This window comes from Pedobacter chitinilyticus (assembly GCF_003313385.1).
GTDB classification, from domain to species: Bacteria; Bacteroidota; Bacteroidia; order Sphingobacteriales; family Sphingobacteriaceae; genus Pedobacter; species Pedobacter chitinilyticus.
On sequence record NZ_QMHN01000003.1, the window covers coordinates 489,697 to 506,354 of the forward strand.

At 38.5% G+C, this 16,658-nt stretch carries 7 protein-coding genes; all 7 read left to right on the forward strand.

Features of this window, described 5'->3' with window-relative positions:
- The first annotated feature begins 57 nt into the window (after positions 1-57).
- The 7 genes from DUT70_RS12355 (at position 58) to DUT70_RS12390 (ending at position 16,649) form a co-directional block, all read left to right on the forward strand.
- Positions 58-2,532 carry a M14 metallopeptidase family protein gene (locus DUT70_RS12355; protein WP_113647639.1) on the forward strand — a complete coding sequence of 825 codons (2,475 nt, stop codon included), beginning with the start codon at positions 58-60 and terminating at the stop codon, positions 2,530-2,532.
- Between the two features lie 271 nt (positions 2,533-2,803).
- On the forward strand, positions 2,804-5,767 hold the full coding sequence (locus DUT70_RS12365) for a SusC/RagA family TonB-linked outer membrane protein (protein WP_113647641.1): 2,964 nt from the start codon (positions 2,804-2,806) through the stop codon (positions 5,765-5,767).
- A gap of 10 nt (positions 5,768-5,777) precedes the next feature.
- Entirely contained in the window at positions 5,778-7,295 is a 1,518-nt protein-coding gene (locus tag DUT70_RS12370; protein WP_113647642.1) for a RagB/SusD family nutrient uptake outer membrane protein, read from the forward strand.
- A 441-nt stretch (positions 7,296-7,736) separates the two neighbouring features.
- On the forward strand, positions 7,737-10,703 hold the full coding sequence (locus DUT70_RS12375; protein ID WP_113647643.1) for a SusC/RagA family TonB-linked outer membrane protein: 2,967 nt from the start codon (positions 7,737-7,739) through the stop codon (positions 10,701-10,703).
- Positions 10,704-10,732: 29 nt separating this feature from the next.
- A complete protein-coding gene (locus DUT70_RS12380) occupies positions 10,733-12,241 on the forward strand; it encodes a RagB/SusD family nutrient uptake outer membrane protein (protein WP_113647644.1) in 1,509 nt (502 codons plus the stop codon).
- 114 nt (positions 12,242-12,355) lie between these two features.
- Complete coding sequence (locus DUT70_RS12385) at positions 12,356-13,039, forward strand: hypothetical protein (protein ID WP_128353359.1); 684 nt, start codon at positions 12,356-12,358, stop codon at positions 13,037-13,039.
- 481 nt (positions 13,040-13,520) lie between these two features.
- Positions 13,521-16,649, forward strand: a complete 3,129-nt coding sequence (locus DUT70_RS12390; protein WP_113647646.1) for a SusC/RagA family TonB-linked outer membrane protein — start codon at positions 13,521-13,523, stop codon at positions 16,647-16,649.
- The last annotated feature ends 9 nt before the right edge of the window (positions 16,650-16,658 follow it).

Genomic DNA, 16,658 nt, shown 5'->3' on the forward strand with positions numbered 1-16,658 from the left:
ATGCTTAAGTGAAATCAAATATTCTTTTAGTATTATTGATTATAAGATCCAAACGGTATGAGAAGAACCCTCTTAATTTTCTGGCTTAGCGTTATTTGCGCACCATTATTTGCTCAAATACAAACCCCTGATGCTTTTTTGGGCTACGAGCTGGGTACGCATTTTAGCAGCCATCAAAAAGTAGTCGATTATTTTAAGGATGTTGCCTCGAAAACAAGCAATGTAAAACTCCAGTCGTATGGAAAAACGTATGAAGGAAGAGAACTGCTTTTAGCAGTGGTTTCTGATCCTGCCAACATGGAAAGATTAGACCAAATTAAAGCCAATAACGGCGCTATTTCCAATGGAGATAAACGCATTGCGCTAGATAAACAGCCGGTAATTGTGTGGTTGAGCTATAATGTTCATGGAAATGAGGCCAACTCTACCGAAACGGCGATGAAAGTATTATACACTTTGGCCACCGCAAAGGATGAGAAAGTAAAAGCTTGGTTGAAAAACACGGTAGTCATTATTGATCCTTGTTTAAATCCAGATGGGAGGGAGCGGTATGTGAGCTACTTTAATAGCATCGTTGGAACAGAACCCAATCCTGATCCAAGTGCCCGCGAACATTATGAGCCTTGGCCAGGCGGCAGGACTAATCATTACTATTTTGACCTGAACAGAGATTGGGCTTGGCAAAGTCAGATTGAAAGCGAGCAGAGGCTAAAACAGTACCATCAATGGTTGCCACAAATTCATGTAGATTTTCATGAGCAAGGATATAACGAGCCCTATTATTTTGCCCCAGCGGCAGAGCCGATACACCAAGCGGTAACGCCTTGGCAGCGTCAGTTCCAAGTTGTTGTAGGTAAAAACAACGCTAAGTATTTTGATGATAATGGGTGGCAATATTTTACCAAGGAAAGGTTTGATTTGCTTTATCCGTCTTACGGCGATACTTATCCTTTGTATAATGGAGCCATTGGCATGACCTACGAGCAAGGAGGTATTAGGGCTGGTTTGGCGGTAATTACTGCTGATGGAGACACCTTGACGCTAAAGGATAGGATTTCGCATCACTTTACCACTTCTTTATCTACCATCGAAATCGCTTCAGGTTATGCTGAAAAACTATTGGTTGAGTTCAGGAAGTTTTTTGAACAGAGCTTAACACCCGCTTTACCTTATAAAACCTATGTGGTAAAGGCTCAAAATATTTCGAGGATGCGCAAGCTGGCTGATTTGCTGACTAAAAATAAAATAGCATTTGCTTTCGGAGCTGATAGGACTTTGAATGGTTATAGTTACGAGACGCAAAAACAGGAGACTTTTAAGGTGGAAAGAAATGATATGATCGTGAATGTGGCACAAAAGCATGGCGTACTTGCAAATATCCTGTTTGAACCGCAGACGGCTGTAACCGATTCAAATACTTATGATATTACCGCATGGGCCTTGCCTTATGCTTACGGACTGAAAGCATACGCCGTTAAAGAAAGCCTATCTGGGTCATTCTCTTTTATTGAAGAACAAAAGAAATCGGTAAGTACTGTCGTTAAGCCTTACGCTTGGGTGTTGTCGTGGGATGGTGTTGAAGATGTAAAAGTGTTGATGGCTTTACAAGAGCAAGGCGTTAAAGTACGTATGGCCGAACAGAGCTTTACCATTGGTGGTGTGTTGTATAAAGCGGGTACTTTATTGGTGTACAGAGCGGAGAATGAGAAGAAGATGCCGAATGTTCAGGCAATAGTGGAAAAAACCTTGAGACAGATGAATGCGGAAGTGAAGGTATTAAGTTCTGGCTATGTAGAGAAAGGGAAAGACTTTGGTTCATCGGTGTACCGATTGCTTTCCGTACCAAAAGTGGCGGTGTTGGCAGGTTCGGAAGTCTCTTCGCAGTCGATTGGAGAGATTTGGCATTTGTTTGAACAACAGTTGGAGATGCCTATCTCTATATTGAATGTTTCGGCAGCTGCAAACCTTGATATCCAGAAAGTAAATACCTTGATCATTGCCGATGGTTATTATGGCGATAAGCTTGCCGAGCAATTGGTTCCTTGGGTAAGCGCTGGAGGTAAATTAATTTTACTGGAAGATGCCATTGGCGCATTTGTAGGGAAAAAACCTTTTCAAATCAAAAGAAAGGAAGAAAAGCCTAATGAAGCAAAAGGAAATACGGTAGCCTATGGAAACAGGGGGCATGATGATTTTAGCAATAGCATTCCAGGAGCTATTTATAACTTATACTTAGATACGACTCACCCGCTTTCATTTGGTGCATCTAAATATTACTACACCTTAAAAACAGATGCCAATGTTTATCAACCTCTTGAAAACGGATATAACATTGGTTTACTCAAACCAGATAGTTATATGGCGGGCGTGGTTGGTGCCAAAGTGAAAGATAAACTCTCGTCGGGGATGCTGCTGGCTTCAGAAGATATTGGAAAAGGCTCGGTGGTTTACATTGCCACACCGCTCTTATTCCGCTCTTTCTGGGAATCAGGCAAACAACTGTTTTTTAATAGTGTGTTTTTGGGGATTTAGGATATAAAAATTAGGGATCTTTATTAGGATTAACATCTGATATAAATGGGCCAATCTTAACAGGTTGAGCCCATTTTTTATTTAAGTAATCGTTGTGGCGAAAAAAGTATTTATACTGTTTTTTGTTGCGTATTAATACGTAAGTTTTGTGTTTTGTGTCAAATGCAGTATAAAATTTGTTAAAAATGTTAAATATAATTTGGTAGTGCAGTGCCACACTCTCTATATTTAGGTTAATTAACAATTAACTAAACCTAAATTCTTAAATTTTATGAAACAACTTCTACGAAGTTTGTTCATTCTGTTGTTTGTCGCAACTTCTGCGATGGCTCAAAATAGAACAATTACGGGTACAGTTACCTCTGCTGAAGACAACCTGCCAATTCCTGGGGCGTCGGTAAAAGTTAAAGAAATGCCAAATATTGGTACTACAACAAGCGCAGATGGTAAATTTTCTCTAAATGTCCCAGCTACGGCAAAGACTTTAGTTATTTCTTATCTAGGCTTTTCGAGCGTAGACGTTCCTATAGGTTCGGGAGCAATTACTGTAAAATTAGAACAATCTTCCAATACACTTAGCGATGTAGTAATTACTGGTTATGGGAACATCTCTCGTAAAACCTATGCTGGTGCATCGGCAACAGTTTCTGCAAATGATGTCGCTAAACAAACATTTGGCTCTTTTGATCAAGCGCTGCAAGGTGCAGCAGCTGGTGTATCGGTTATTGCAAATGGTGGGCAGCCAGGACAAAATGCCGTAGTTAGAATTAGAGGTAACGGTTCCATTAGTGGATCCAATACACCATTGTTTATTATGGATGGTATAGAGATTTCTGCGGCAGATTTCCAAACCATGAACCAAGGAGATTTTGAAAGCTTAGAAATTTTGAAAGATGCGGTATCAACCAGTTTATACGGTTCTAGAGGTGCCAACGGTGTCGTGGTTATCACAACTAAAAAAGGTAAAGCTGGCCAAGTGCAAATTAACTATGATGTACAAGTTGGTCGTAGTAAAATGCCAGAAGATCGATTGATTGTAATGAATAGTCAACAGAAAATTGATTATGAAGTAAACATTAGAGATAATCCTTACGGCTGGACCCCTCAAGAGGCTGATGAAAAAAGAGCGGTAAATTTTAGCTGGAAGGATGCTTTGTTTCAAACAGGCCAAACGCAACAACATCAAATTAGTGCAAACGGGGGTACAGAAAACACCAAATTTTATGCATCTCTTTCCTATCTTGATCAAGATGGTATTGTGCAAACCACTGGATTAAAAAGATATACTGCGAGAGCTACCGTTGATAACGTAGTAAAGAACTTTAAATTCGGCTTAAGTGTCCAAGGAGGATTTTCTAAGCGTTCCAACACATTTGAAGGAGACGCTTTTGTGAGTTCTCCATTGAATGCGATCAGATGGAGTAACCCGTGGGAAACTGCCTATAATCCAGATGGAAGCTTTAATCAAGGTACTACTGGGGGTGTTCCAAACGGGAGATTATCATCAGGACAGCCAAATGGTTTGATGGAGCTTTTGTTAAACAAAAATACTGGACGTCAAATAAAAGGACTTGCTACTTCTTATCTAGAGTACAGCATTCCATCTGTGGACGGGCTATACCTTAGAACAAATTGGGGGATAGATTATACACAGAATGAAAGAGACGAATTTACTAGCCCATTAACAACGGTAGCATTTGCTAAAAATGGGTCTTTAACCAGAGGTATGTCAAGAAACTTCCGTTATACAGGAACAACTTCATTAAACTATAGTAATGGTTTTGGAAAGCATCAAGTAGGTGGGGGTTTGTTTTTTGAAACGGTAAAAAATGACGCAAGATCCTTTAACTTTACTGGATATGGTTTCACAAATGGTTTTAAAAATGAAGCAGGTATTACCCCTGGTTCTGCAACAGCAGCTAACTATATTCCGTTGGTTAGCGGTACTGGAGGTCAAAATGGTTTGATGTCTGTTTTTGCTTTGGCAAATTACGGTTACGACAATAAATACTTTTTGAACTTGTCAGTTAGAAGAGATGGTTCATCAAAATTTGGTACAGGAAACAGATGGGCCAACTTTGGCTCTATCGGTGCTGCTTGGGCAATTAGTGAAGAAGACTTTGCAAAAAAGATAACTTTCATTTCAAACTTGAAATTAAGAGCTAGCTATGGCTCAACTGGTAATAACGCGACAAATAATTATCCTTTGGATCAATTCTCCGCCGCTACTTATGCAGGTGTTGGTGGGTTTAGCCCAAATGTGGCAGGTAATCCATTTTTAACTTGGGAGACTAATGTTTCGGCAAATATTGGTGTAGACTTTGGGTTCTTGAAAAACAGAATCAACGGTACAGTGGAGGTATACAATAGAAAAACTAAAGACCTTTTCTTTAATGTGCCTGTTGATCCTGCTGCTGGTGGCTTTGATGAAATCCCAAGTAACTTCGGTTCTTTAAGAAATAGAGGAATTGAATTGTCTTTAAATGGCGATGTATTTCGTTCTACCACTGGTGTCAACTGGTCTGTAGGAGCTAATATCACCTACAATAAAAACGAGATTTTAGAGCTACCTGCTGATAATACACTCGATGGTGATGTGGGAATATTATCTGTTGGTGCCCCTATTAATTCTTTGTTTTTGGTTCCTTACGTAGGCGTTGACCCTGCTAACGGACACGCATTGTACCGTAAATTAGATGGTACCGTAACAGACTTATTTGATTCCGCTGATAAAATTAGATTTGGAACTTCTGACGCACCTTGGATAGGCGGTTTTTCAACCAGAGTGGCCTATAAAGGATTTGACCTTAGCGCTCAATTAAACTTCTTTTCAGGAAGAGAAATGTTTAACTCCGATCTAACAAATATCGCGAACCCAGATTATTATTATGATAATCTGCATGTTTCCTTATTAAATGAATGGACTCCGACCAATACTAAGGGAGATGTGCCAAGTTCAGATTTAAGTGGAAACAATACTTTCCAAACGGAAACCAGTAGATTTATAGACGATGCCAGCTTCTGGAGGTTGCGTAACGTAACGTTAGGTTATACCGTTCCAAAATCTGCCCTTGCAAGAATAGGTGTTAGATCTGCAAGAATCTTCATTCAAGGTCAGAACCTATGGACCTCAACTAAGTTCAGAGGATTTGATCCAGAAGCAACGGGTACTGTCTTACAAGGTCAATATCCATCATTGGTACAAGGTTCAATTGGTTTAACAATTGGTTTTTAAAAATTAAGTTATGAGAAACTACATATTTAAACGTGTTTCAGCAGTTGTGTTGCTGAGTACAATAGCAATATCAGGGTGTAAGCAAGATGATTATATCAACCTTACTCCCGAATTTACGCTCGATGCATTAACCAATCCTTCGTCTATTGATCAGGTTGAGCAAGTATTAAACGGCGCTTATGCTAATTTGAGGGCCGCAAACTATTATGGTTCGGCAAGTGGTACTGGAGGTGGGGCGGCACTTATGCCAGATATTTTAGGAGACGATTTGTATGAATCAAGGCAGTCTTTGGCCAATTCTAAATTTATGTCGGATTGGGCATATCAAAAGAACACCGAGCAAATCATGTTAATTTACACACAAATGTACAAACCAATCTCTACGGCTAACATTGTGTTAAGAGATATAGATAAATTTACCACTACAGCGAATGTGAAGCGTGCAAATCGCATTAAAGGTCAGGCGTTAGCTTTGAGGGCCTTGGCGCATTTCGACTTATTCAGATATTTTGCCGATAACTACGATCGAAACAGTACCACTACGCTTGCTGTATATTACAGTAAGAAATTTGTCGTGTCTTCGGAAGAAAAGCCTGCCAGAATGAACAATAAGGAGTTCTATGATAATTTATTTGCTGATCTAGCACAAGCTGAAACACTTTTAGGCGATATCGATGCGGTAATCAATCCAACTAGCGCATTAACTCGTCCAAAATTAAGCTTGGCTGCAGTACATTTATTGACTGCAAGGGTTAACTTGTATGCGGGTCTATATCCTGCCGCAATTACAGCAGCAACAAAAGGTTTAGCGCTAGCGCCACCTTTAGCAACAAGTCAATCTGCGTTTAGCGGTATGTATAATGAAACCAATGCAGGCGAAATCATTTGGAATGTCCAATTTGACCCAGGTCAGGGTGGCCCAACTAATTTGGTTTATTTTGCAAGCCAAGCTAATGCGTATTACAGGGTCGCAACAGAAGTAGTAAATACTACTGGAACAACTGGTTTAATAAGAAATAATGATGTAAGGTATGCTGCTTATTTTACCGCCCAGGCAAATGCTCAAAATCCAACTTCAATGGCATTGACGAAATACAAAGGAAAAACAACTACTTCCAATGCAAATGCGAACTTTATTGCCATGAAAACGGGTGAGCTTTATTTAATCAGAGCTGAGGCTTACGCAAAATCGAGTCCTGCACAAGATGCATTGGCCATGGCCGATTTAAATACTTTGAGGGCCGCGAGAATTACGGGCTATGTTAACGAATCATTAACTGGAGCAACTTTAATTACCGCCATCGCAAATGAAAGAAGACGAGAGTTGGTAGGAGAAGGACACCGTTTCTTTGATTTAAAAAGAACTACCCGAGTAATCACCAGAAGCCCATTAACTTGCGGCATAACCACCATTTCGCCAGCAAGTAATTGTAATTTACCTACCTCGGCTAGGGAATGGAGCTTCCCTTACCCTGATGATGTTACGAAAGCTAATACAAACATTGTTCAGAATCCACTTTGGAGATAACATAATTGAAAACGATAAAAAAGGGAGCTATTAGCTCCCTTTTTTATTTATGCTTCAGTTATTATCTCTACTGGACGATGGATTACAAAAATTAAAATGTTTTTTTAAAACCAAAACGTCGTTTAAAGAGTACTCTACACAACTCATCTTTTTAAAGAAGAGAAATTTATTCTTGTTTTTGTTAATCGCTTTATTGATAGGGAAATAAAAGTACTTGTTGTTTATGATCGGGAATAGACATAAGGAAAAATGATAAATATTCCTTAAAAGTTACCTAGCGGGTACAATTCTCTGCTCTAGAATGTTACATTTTTAACAAGTTTCACAGCTTTTTTTAAAAAGTTTGTTAAAAAATGTTAAATAAAATTTGTGTGCCATGTTTTATGTCTCTATATTTAGCTCTTAATTAATTATTAACTAACCTAAATTTTTAAAAAGTTTATGAAAAAACTTCTACAAAGTTTGTTCATTTTGCTTTTTGTTGCCTCTTCGGCAATGGCGCAAAATAGAACAATTACTGGTACGGTTACGTCCAAAGAGGACGGACTTCCTCTGCCAGGAGTGAGTGTAAAAGTAAAAGGTGCTAATATTGGGGCCTCTACAGGTGCAAACGGTAGATTTTCTTTATCAGTGCCAGCTTCTGCAACAGCTTTAGAGTTCTCTTCTTTGGGATTTCTATCACAAACAATTAACATCGGTTCGGGAACTACAGTCAATGTTTCTTTAGAAACAGATGCAAAGGCCCTTACGGAAGTTGTTGTAACTGGTTATGGTACGGGCAGACCAGTAGGTACCATTGTTGGTTCGGTAGCAACAGTAAGCTCAAGAGTTGTTGACAGCAAACCTACTGCGAATGCATTTGATGCTTTGCAAGGACAAGTTGCTGGTTTACAATTATTCAGCTCAAGCGGTGAGCCTTCAGTAGCATCTTCACTGCGTTTACACGGTGTTGGATCGCTAGGTGCAAGTAACACTCCTTTGGTATTGTTAGATGGTGCGCAAGTTGATCCAAACGTTATTGTGAGTTTAAACCCAAATGACTTCGAATCAATCTCTGTGTTAAAAGATGCTTCTGCAACTTCAATTTACGGAGCTCGTGCCGCAAACGGTGTAATTTACATTACTACTAAAAAGGGTCGTGTGGGACAACCTACCATGTCTATACAACAACAATACAGTGAATCTAGTATTGCTTATGATAAGTTCTTCAAAAATGTGATGAACACAGCGGAGCTTTCTGCATTTCAGGTTAAACAAGGCTTAAGAACTCAAGCTGCAACTGATGCTTTATTGGCTCAGTATCCAAATGATTTCAAGTGGTACGATTATTACCATAAAAATGGTGCTCCTACCTATCAAACTGATTTCAATATCTCAGGTGGCGCTAATAAAACTACTTATTACATTTCAGGGTCTTATTTAAACGCTGAAGGTATTCGTTATCGTTCTGCTTATGATCGTTACACCATTCGCGCAAACGTGAATACAGAAATAAGCAGCTACTTAAAAGCAGGACTTATCTTATCTGGAGGTACAGATAATAGACAACTTAACGGTTGGGGGTCGAACAGTACCAATGGTGGTTTAGCTTTATTGGCTCAACCTTGGTTCTCTCCTTACAAAGCTGATGGTTCTGAGTATTATGGAGAAACTATTGCTGGATTGGGAAGATATGCTCCAAATTATTTGGCAGACATGATGCCTGATGACTACAACAGGTTACAATTTAACCCATCTGCTTATTTAACATTAACTCCAATAGCTGGTTTGACTTTGAAAACACAAGGAGGTATGGATGGTACGATTGAAAGAAACACTTGGGGAACTCGCCCAGTTTATGCAGGTAGCCCAGGTAACGGTAGTTTAGATGAAAGCTATAGCAGAAACATTATTAAGACTTGGACTAACACAGCAGAGTACAAATTTAATTTTGGTCAAAACAACTTTACAGCATTAGCTGGTCATGAGTATGTTGATGGCACCAATAATTCTTTTTCAGCTGGTACTGCGGCTTCTCCATTTAATGAAATGTGGTTGTTACAGAATGGTAACGCAACTAATAGAAGAGTTTCTTCTGGTAAATCAGAATACGCATTTAACTCTTTCTTTGGACGTTTGGAGTATAACTTCAAAAACAGATATTATTTAGATGGTTCAATAAGGGAAGATAAATCATCTCGTTTTGGTTCTGAAAGACAATCGGCTACATTCTGGTCTATCGGTGGTATGTGGAGAATGAAAGAAGAGTCTTTTCTAAAAGATGTGTCTTGGCTAGATGAGATGAGCTTAAGAGCCAGCCACGGTACAAGTGGTAACTCTGCCATCGGAAACTATGAACATTTGCAAACAGCTGCTGCTACAACCAACTATACTAACAACCCAGCACTAGCAATTAACCAAGCTGGAAACGCAGAGTTGGGCTGGGAAAAACAAACCAAAACAACCGTTGGTTTAACTACTGGATTTTTTAATCGTGTTCGTTTAACCGTTGAGTATTATTTCCGTAAGACTACTGACCAGTTAATCAACGTGCCTCAACCTTTTACTACTGGATGGGCTAATATTAGATATAACATTGGAACAATCCAAAACAGCGGATTTGATGTAACGTTAGATGTTGATGCTTATAAAAATAATACAGCTAAAGCATTCGTTACACCTTATTTTAACGCCAACTTCAATAAAAATAAAATCACAGAATTATTCCAAGGCAAACAAACTTATATTATTCCTAACACAGGAGTACTTTGGGCTGTTGGTCAACCAGTATCATTCAGCTATCCAATTTGGGCAGGCGTAAATGCTGCAAATGGTGCTCCTCAATGGTATTTGCCAAATTCTGGAGAAGCTATTGCTAATCCTAGAAAAGATCCTTCAGCGATTACTAGCAATTTCTCAACCGCACTTGAGCAAAACACTGGTATCGAAAGATATCCTTGGTTGAATGGTGGTTTTGGTTTCAGGTCTGGTTATAAAGGCCTTTACATGGACGTAGATTTCAGTTTCTCTCTAGGTAAATATTTGATCAATAATGATAGATATTTCTTCGAGAACCCAACTCAGTTCCCTGGATTTAACCAATCTCCAACTGTTTTAGATTACTGGACTCCTCAAAATACTGACGCGAGATTCCCATCATTATCAAACCAATTTACGCAATTTGATAGCCGTTTGATTGAAAATGCTTCATTCTTAAGGTTAAAAGCGGTACAAATTGGATGGAATCTTCCTGAGTCAATCTTAAAATCTGTTAAAGTTGTAAAAGGTGCTAGAATATTCTTAGTTGGACGTAACATATTGACAGTAACGGACTATACAGGACCAGATCCAGAGGTAGACTCAAATCTTGCTTTAGGTACAAACCCTAATACAAGACAATTTGGTATGGGGTTACAATTGAGATTTTAATGGTATAAATTCTTAAAAGAAATAACAGTATGAAAAAAATAATATTAGGAATAGTAGGGACGGTACTAACTTTAGCTGCTATTACATCATGTAAAAAGCTTGACCTGGCTCCGTACAATTCGGTAAGTCCAGAGACAGGCTTTCAAACCTGGTTAGATGCTAGGTATTGGGATAATGGTTTATACACTCAGTTAAGAGGAAGACTGTATGGATCTTATAATACTTTGCAAGAAACCGCAGTTGATCAACTTAATGCTTCACTAGATTTTGGCAACAGAGGTGGCGCAGCACACCGTTGGGGTAACTTCTTGCAAGCAAATGACGTAGCGGGACCTTACCAAGGTTTCTATAGTGCAATTGCTAACGCAAACTTTGTTATTGAAGGTTTGGATAAAATTGCAGTTCCTGCAACGGCGGCACAACAAGACACGTTAACAAACGCCAAGTCTGATGCACGTGCAGTGAGAGCTTATTATTATCACGAATTAATGACTAGGTACGCTAAGGCTTATAACCCAGCGACCGCGGCAACAGATTTAGGTGTGCCTTTATTGATTAAATATGACGTAAAAGCACTACCTAGCAGAGCAAATTCAAAGGCAGTTTATGATCAAATTTTAGCCGATATAACTTACGCAAAAGCAAACAATAAAAGAGCTAACCGTTCCGCTTCTAGTTCTGCTACTGCAGTTTCTGCAAAATTTACTCCAGATGCACTTCTAGCACTTGAAGCTAGGGTAAGGTTAGCAATTCAAGATTGGCCTGGTGCTTATGCTGCGGCTAATACATTGATTTCTTCTGGTAGATATCCGTTGTATACTACAGAAGCAACTTTGAAAAATTACTGGCATACAGAAACTGCTAGAAGTGAAGATATCTTCCGTATCAACGCCACAACAGCGGAAACTGTAAATACCAACGCAATTTATCTAGGTTATTCTGGTCAAAATCAATGGTATGTGCCAGATTTTATTCCAACGCAAAGTGTAGTTGACTCGTATGAGGCCACTGACTTTAGAAGAAATATCTACTTCGCACAATTGCCGATCTTCATTCAAGGTGTTAGATATAATAATGTATGGTTGGTTAACAAATTTCCTGGCGTTCCATCATTGTTTACAGGAACATTTACTAACTACATGCACTCTCCTAAAGTTTTCCGTATTGGAGAGATTTATACTATTGCCGCGGAAGCCGCAGAGAGAGGTGGAAGTACTGCTGCAAATGCGTTAACTGCTTTAAATGCTTTACGCGTTGCTCGTGGACTTACTACGATTGCTCCAGTTGGTGCAGCTTTAACTCAGGCTGTGAGAGATGAACGTACTCGTGAAATGAACTTCGATGGTTTCCGTTTATGGGACTTGAAACGTTGGGGCTTAGGTTTTACAAGAGGAACTCCTCAAAATACAGCATTTGTTAACACAGGGACTGGCTTTACAGGACTTGTAATTCAGGCAAATGATAATAAATTCACTTGGGGTATTCCTACAAATGATCTTCAATTGAACACCAACTTGGTTCCAAATCCAGGATGGTAAACTTATAGAGGTAAGAAGGAGCGAGGATGACTTTTAGAAGTTCTCGCTCTTTTTAACTATAGTTTAAACCATTACTTTTAATTTCTGAATTATTCGCACTTAATATCTTACGATATGAGAAAAATGACAAAACTAGCTTTATTACTAAAGTTTTTGCTAGTTGCAAATTTAACCGTTAATGCCCAGGTAACCTTTAATACCGACTGGATTCAGGTATTGGATACTCACCATCACGATTATGAAGCAGCTTTATACGATGGTGTAAATGGAAATCCTTTCCTTCTTAAAGATTGGTCAAAGGGTTCAGTTACTTCTGGAACGGCTGTATTAAAGGATCAATTGTTAAAATTTGATGAAATAGAGAATAGATTGTTAATTAAGGGTGACGATGGGGTAGCAAGAACATTTAAAACAGTTATCAATAGCTTCACAATAGCAGACAAGAACAAGGAGAGGGTTTTCGCATCGGGATTTCATAAAGGATTAGAAAATGATAATTTTACTTTTTTTGAAGTTTTAGCTGGGGAAAAAGTGAAGTTTCTTAAAAGAAATGTAAAAGTGATTTCTGTCAGCACGGAATATTCAGGTAAGGTTGTTAAAAATGTAACTTCAGAAATTAAGTATTTTATAAGCCTCCCAGGCAAGGCTCCTGAGGTTATTAAGCTAGGTGATAAAACCCTATTAACAATCTTGGGAAATAAGGGGTCCGAGTTGGATTCTTATATTAAGGCCAATAAGCTCAACTTAAAACGGGAAGACGATGTGGTTAAGTTAATTAACCATTACAATACGCTATAAGTATGTAAATTATCATAATTAAAAAAAAGAGCCTGTATCATCATTTATGATACAGGCTCTTTTTTTTGCAAATAAATGGTCCTGCTTTTGACATGCGGTATATATCTTAAGTCCGATAAAAATCAAGTTGATGATCTATTTTAATTACATGAAGATATCCTATAATGCTTGCTTCACGCGTTATAAGAAGAATAATTGCCGTAACATATTAATGGACAGGATAAAGCCAAAAAATATCGCTTGACTTCAATTTTCTAACAATGTAAGTCCGTATCTATGGGCATTATTTTTAGCTAATTTTCTTAGGCAGTTGCATTCTGCTATTCTTAATCGCTTTGCTTTAACTTAGATAATAACCACTGGCAGTCTTATTGGATCGGATAATTGTATCAAAAAAGTTGTAAAAAATTTGCATTAAAATGATTATGTAACTATATTGTTATATAATTAACTATTAACTAACCTAAATTCTTAAAAGTTTATGAAAAGACTTGTACAAAGTTTGTTCATTTTGCTGTTTACGGCTGTCTCGGCTATTGCGCAAAATCGAACAATCACGGGAACGGTTACGTCTAAAGAAGACGGGCTTCCAATTCCTGGTGTAAGTGTAAAAGTAAAGGGTACAAATATTGGAGCTTCAACTGCAGCCAATGGTAAGTTCACCCTTTCTGTACCACCTAGTGCCACAGCTATTGAGATTAGTTCAATTGGTTTTGCGCCTCAGGTAGTCACGCTGGGTGCTAGCAGTGTATTGAATATTTCTTTAGAAACAGATTCAAAGTCGCTATCAGAAGTAATTGTTACTGCTTTAGGCCAAAAGAGAGAAACCAAGTCGTTGGGATATGCCACTACGACCATTAAAAGCGAAGAACTTACTGCTGGTAGATCAACCAACGTGGTAAATTCTCTTGCTGGTAAAGTTGCAGGTGTTAAAATCCTTTCATCAGGTGGTGCTACTGGTTCTTCTTCCAACATTAACATTCGCCAAGCCACCACCTTTACGGGGTCTAACCAGCCTCTTTGGGTAGTAGATGGTATCCCTATCGATAATAGTGGGGGGGGGCAGGCTGTAAATACTGGAAGTACTAACTCTAACAGAGGTATTGATTTAAACCAAGACGACATCGAATCTGTTACCATACTAAAAGGGCCGGCCGCAGCAGTATTATATGGTTCAAGGGCGGTTGCTGGTGCGGTAATCGTAACCACTAAAAAGGGAGCGAAAAATCAATCTGGAAAAGTCGAAATCAGTACAAATTATAACAGTTTTGAGGTCAATAGACTGCCTGAGTATCAAAACACCTACTCTCAAGGGGTAAATGGTCTTTACGATTCTTTTTCGCAAATGTCTTGGGGCACCAAAGTTACTGGCCAAACGGTAACAAATTATCTGGGCAATCAAGAAACATTAACTGCATATGAAGATAACGTTAGAGATATTTTCAAGAGGGGATATAGCCTTCAGAACAACGTTAATTTCTCTGGTGGTACCGATAAAACGACTTATTATTTAAACTATGGAAATTTTAAAGAAGACGGTTATATTACCAATAATACATTAACAAAAAATAACCTCACTTTTAATGCAACAACCGAATTAAATAAAAAGTTGACCATATCGGCTTCGGTACAATATGTGAACAATAGTTCTGTAGGAACTCCAGTAGGTAATGCCAGATCAAACCCTTTGTTTGACGGTATGACTTTGCCTAGGACTTATAACCTCGCAAACTACCCATTTGAAACACCTGCTGGTCTTAATAATATACCAACCAGTCGTGTAAATAACCCAGCCTATACTTATTATAACATTTTAGGTACTGATAATCCATTGTGGTCTATCAAATATGTTTTGTTTAAGCAAAAGATTGATCGTGTAATTGGTAATGCAGGATTGGATTATAAAATTTTGGATTGGTTGAGTGCCAATTATAAAATAGGTATTGATCAATATACCAATGTATCTAAAACAATCAATGAAAAAACCGCCAACAACAACCAATCGGCTAGTAGAGTAGGATCAATTATAGACAATACGACTAATAGACGTGAGGTAAGTTCTTACTTCAATCTAGTTGCTAATAGAAAAATTTCAGATGATTTTGGGATTAGATTCCTACTTGGAAATGAGATTAACTATAGAAAAGTAGATCAACTTCAAGTTACGGGTAATGGCATTCAAGCTGCTCACAACTATAATATCTCAAATACCTTAACTTATGTTCCCGCGCAGTCTATAACTGAACAAAGCTTGGTTGGTGTTTATGCTGATATAAGTTTAGATTACAAGTCATACGCTTATTTATCTTTCACAGGCCGTAGAGACGTTTCGTCCACATTTGCTCCAGGTAAAAGAGATTATTTCTATCCTAAAGTAGATGCCAGTTTTATCGCTACAGAGGCTTTCCCTGAATTGAAAAATGGAAATGTCCTTTCTTATTTAAAGATCAGAGCAAACTATGCAAAAGTGGGTCGTGAGGCACCTGTTTATAGTACAGGCACCTATTTTGGCACTGCTGGCCCTTCAGATGGATTTGGACCAAACCTGATTTTTCCATTCAACGGTGTAAATGGACAAACTTTTAGTGATGCCGCAGGTAATATCAATATTAAGCCAGAGTTTACTGCAACCAAAGAGATTGGTGCAGAAGCTAGATTTTTAAAAGATAGACTGACTTTGGATTTTGCCTACTATCGTACAAAGAGTACCGATATTATTTTCTCTGTGCCAGCAGCTCCTTCTTCGGGATATACTAGCACCTTGTTAAATGCAGGAACTTTAAAAACGAATGGTATAGAGTTAATGGTAAGCGGTATCCCTGTTAAAACGAGAGACTTTACTTGGGATTTATCTGTGAATTTTTCAAGAGGAAGAAGTGAAGTTGTAGAGCTTGCTCCAGGCGTACCATTTATCGGTAATGGAGGATTTACAAATCCACAAGGGCGTGTGGTAACAGGGTACCAATATGGAACCTTGTTTGGGCAAGTGTTTAAAAAATTAAATGGAAAAGATGTTGTTGATGCAAATGGTAGGTTAAGTAGTGGGCAAATCAACACGGCAGAGCTTAAAGTTATCGGAGATCCAAATCCAAAGTGGCTTGCAGGTGTTAATACTAGCTTCTCATACAAAACATTAACCCTAAGCTTGTTCGCAGATATTCGCTATGGAGGGGATATCTATTCTAGAACCATTACGGATTTAAGGAGATACGGAACAGTAGCAGAAACTGGTAACAGAGAAAGGTTATATATGCATAATGCTGTTTACGCAGATGGAACTCCTAATAACACCTTAATTACAGCCGAACAATTTTATAGTGATCTGTATAGTGCTTCAGCGCAAGAATATGCAGTTTTTGATGGCTCGTGGATTAGACTAAGAGAGGCCTCATTGTCATACCGTATTCCTGGAAGGGTTTTGCAGGGCTTGAAATTTGTAAAAGGAATAAGCGTTGGGTTAACTGGGAGAAATTTGCTGTTGTATGCGCCTAATTTCCCTCACATAGATCCAGAGAATAATTTATTGGGTGTAAGCAATGGGCAAGGTATTGAATACAATGGACAACCCCAAACCAGGTCATATGGTGGATTTATAAAAGTATCGTTTTAGAAATAGGAG

Excerpts from the sequence above, each read along its gene's own strand:
- DUT70_RS12390 (WP_113647646.1), top strand. The coding sequence starts at position 13,521 with ATGAAAAGACTTGTACAAAGTTTGTTCATTTTGCTGTTTACGGCTGTC.
- DUT70_RS12370 (WP_113647642.1), top strand. The coding sequence starts at position 5,778 with ATGAGAAACTACATATTTAAACGTGTTTCAGCAGTTGTGTTGCTGAGT.
- DUT70_RS12385 (WP_128353359.1), top strand. The coding sequence starts at position 12,356 with ATGAGAAAAATGACAAAACTAGCTTTATTACTAAAGTTTTTGCTAGTT.
- DUT70_RS12375 (WP_113647643.1), top strand. The coding sequence starts at position 7,737 with ATGAAAAAACTTCTACAAAGTTTGTTCATTTTGCTTTTTGTTGCCTCT.
- DUT70_RS12355 (WP_113647639.1), top strand. The coding sequence starts at position 58 with ATGAGAAGAACCCTCTTAATTTTCTGGCTTAGCGTTATTTGCGCACCA.
- DUT70_RS12380 (WP_113647644.1), top strand. The coding sequence starts at position 10,733 with ATGAAAAAAATAATATTAGGAATAGTAGGGACGGTACTAACTTTAGCT.
- DUT70_RS12365 (WP_113647641.1), top strand. The coding sequence starts at position 2,804 with ATGAAACAACTTCTACGAAGTTTGTTCATTCTGTTGTTTGTCGCAACT.